Below are 3,191 nucleotides of genomic sequence, written 5' to 3'. Positions count from 1 at the left end.
GCTAAGACCCACAGCGCCGATGGTACTGCACCCGGGAGGGTGTGGGAGAGTAGGTCACCGCCGGAACATCATTCAGGTCGAGAGCCTCCAACCACCAGGTTGGAGGCTCTCCCACTTTAACCACCACCCCAGTCATTCCTTCGCGGTTTCCGCCTTGGCTTGTGTCTCGCGCGGGCTGTCATTGAACCGGCGCCGGTGCAGCCATGCCAGGACCTCGACCAACACCCCGCCACCCAGACCCGACCCCAGCGCGGCCAGCAGCAGCGGCTGCGGCGGCCATCCGAGAATGAAGAAGTCCTGGGCCAGCGGCACTCCCAGCAGGACAACCAGCGCGGCGGCCATCGCCGCCAGCACACCCAGCCGGCCGGCGTTCAGCGGCCGTGCCACGGCGCTCAGGATCCACAGTCCAACGATGGACAGGGTCAGGACTGCCGCCGAGCGAAGGTCCTCCGCGCTAGGCGCCGGGCCCGCCGTCGTCGATGCCGCCGTGACCGCAATCAGCGAGGCGGTGACGATCAGCCCCGCCGGCACGGAGAACCACAGCGAACGCAGCAGGAAGCCGGCACGGTAGCGGCGGGCGTTGGGCATCAAGGCCAGGAAGAACGCCGGGATCCCGATGGTCAGTCCGTCGGTGAAGGACAGCTGGCGGGGCAGGAACGGGAAGGGCCACTGCAGCAGCGCGAAGCTCGAGGCGATAGCCACGGCGTAGGCCGTCTTGCTGAGGAACAGGCTGGAGACGCGTTCGATGTTGGCAATGACGCGCCGGCCCTCGGCTACCACCTCTGGCAGCCGGTCGAAGCGGCCGTCCATGAGCACCAAACGGGCCACGGCCTTGGTGGCCGGCGACGCCGAGTTTACGGCAATGCCAAGGTCCGCGGTCTTCAGGGCGAGGGCATCGTTGACGCCGTCCCCGGTCATGGCGACCGTGTGCCCGTTCCGCTGGAGGGCGGCCACCATGTCCCGCTTCTGGTGGGGGCTGACCCTGCCGAACACCGTGTTTGCCTCCATCACCTCCGCGAGCCGTTCCGGATCCTCCGGCAGGGTCCGGGCATCCACGCCGTGCGGAACCGTCAGCCCCACCCGGCGGGCTATGGCGGCAACCGTTCCGGGCTCGTCGCCGGAGATGATCTTCACCGTCACGCCCTCCGCCCGGAAGTACTCCAAGGTGGTTGCGGCCTCTGGCCGGGGCTGTTCCCGGAAGGTCAGCAGCGCCACGGGGCGCACGGCTGCCGGCAGCGCGCCGTCGTCCGTTCCCTGCCGGGGCAGGGCGGATGCCTGGGCGAGGAGGAGGGTACGGAGCCCGCCGGCGGCGAGGTCCCCAGCCCGGTGGAGGGCGGCGGCCGCGGTGTCCGGGGCGTCCCCCGCCGACGCAGGCTTCCCGGCCGGCTGTTCACCTGCCCCGCTACCTGGGGCGAGGAGGACGTCGGGGGCGCCAAGGACCCAGGTCGAGGTGTTGCCGGTGCCGGCGTCGAACGTGGCGCCGCTCCACTTGCGGGCGGAAGAGAACGGGACGTAGGACACGGAGCGGAAGCCGCCGTCGTCCTCGAAGGCGAGCTCCATGCTGCGCGCGGTCGCATTAGCCTCCGGTTCGGAGGCGAACCAGCCCAGCGCGTGCTCCCAACCCGGCGGCGGTTCCGGCAGCAACTGGTGGACGGCGTCGAACCTGAGGCCGCCTTCGGTGAGGGTGCCGGTCTTGTCCAGACAGAGGACATCCACCCTCGCCAATCCTTCGACGGCGGCGAGCTCCTGGATCAGGACCTTGTGCGCGGCCAGGCGGAGACCGCCGACGGCGAAGGCCACACTGGTCAGCAGCACGAGACCCAAGGGGACCATGGCGATCACGCTGGCGATCACGCCGACGACGGCCGGTACCCATGCCCCGTCGAGGGTCACGGACTGCCAGCCGCCCCTGGCCTGCAGCTCCCCGGCAGCCACCAGTACGGCCACGGGCAGGATGGCCCAGGCGATCCAGCGGAGGACACGGTTCAGGCTGTTGCGGATCTCGGACTGCACCAGGGAGAAACGCCGCGCATCCGCTGTCATCCGGCTGGAGAACGATTCCGCCCCCACCCGCACCACCCGGGCGTGGCCCCTTCCGGCAACCACCAGGGATCCGGACAACACCTCAGACCCGGTGGCCTTGTCCACGGGGTCGGACTCACCCGTCAGCAGGGATTCGTCCGCCTCGAGCCCCGAGGACTCAATCACCTCCGCATCGGCGGTCACCTGGTCGCCTGCCCGGAGGATCAGGACGTCATCCCGCACCACCTCCGCGGTGGGAATCACTGACGGCAGGCCATCACGCAGGACCCGCGCCTGTGGGGCATCGAGGATTGCCAACCGGTCCAGGGAGCGCTTGGCACGGAACTCCTGCACGACGCCGATCACCGCGTTGCCGGCGGCCGCGAGACCGAATAGCGCGTCCTGCCACCGGCCCAGCAACAGCAGGATCAGGAAGCTGCCCCCGACGATGGCATTGAAGAGCGTGAGGACGTTGGCTTTGAAGATCTCCCAGAGAGTGCGGCTGGACCGGTCCTGCACTTTGTTGTCCAGACCCCGCTCCACGCGGTCCGCCACCTCGTGGCGATTCAGGCCGGGTCCGGGGGGAGCGGGCACACGCGCATCCAGCGTTCCTGTCTCCTGGCGCCGGCGTTCTGCCCTCACACCCCGATGGTAGACGCAGCGGACGTCGGAGTGACGCAGCATACAGGAAGCCATTTCACGACGATGAGGCTTTCGGTGGCCCCCTGCGCCGCTGCAAGGGCCGAAAGTCCGCGTATTTCCAGCGTTTTCCTCGGGCGGGGAGGGCCCTTTGGCCCGGGTTTGCAGACGCGCCCATCGGGGTGTATTGTTTTCTAAGTCGCCGCGAGGGAGACCAGCCGAGAGGCCGGTTACCGGAGGCGGCCAAACCCCCAAAAAACTACAAGACCAAAATCTTGGACATTCTAATGACCACTATCTTTGGCCGGGGCTGATGCATCTCCTGAATCTGGTTCGAGAAAATCGAATTTGCTTCGGAGGAGGGCATCGGGTAAGTTTGAAAAGTTGCTCCGGAGCGAGTCAGGACCCTGTGGGGTTGTGGTGGTGCCGGGTGTGTCTGTTGTTTGAGAACTCAATAGTGTGCCAAGTTTGTTGATACCGATTGTTTTATTGATTGGTTGAAATTGCCGAATCGTGCCGCCCCTGTGGTG

2 protein-coding genes are annotated in these 3,191 nt (G+C 67.3%); both read right to left on the bottom strand.

Annotated features, from left to right (window positions below; all coding sequences use genetic code 11):
• Nucleotides 1–132 precede the first annotated feature (132 nt).
• Nucleotides 133–2,616, bottom strand: a complete 2,484-nt coding sequence (locus AB0O44_RS16160; RefSeq protein WP_364139073.1) for an HAD-IC family P-type ATPase — start codon at nucleotides 2,614–2,616, stop codon at nucleotides 133–135.
• A gap of 329 nt (nucleotides 2,617–2,945) precedes the next feature.
• Nucleotides 2,946–3,191 (bottom strand): hypothetical protein (locus tag AB0O44_RS16155; RefSeq protein ID WP_364139072.1); only part of this gene is annotated, 246 nt, incomplete at its 5' end.

Source organism: Arthrobacter sp. NPDC080082 (assembly GCF_040686595.1).
Taxonomy (GTDB): domain Bacteria; phylum Actinomycetota; class Actinomycetes; order Actinomycetales; family Micrococcaceae; genus Arthrobacter.
The sequence above is the reverse complement of the archived record's forward strand: the minus strand, read 5'-3'. Positions and strand labels throughout refer to the sequence as shown.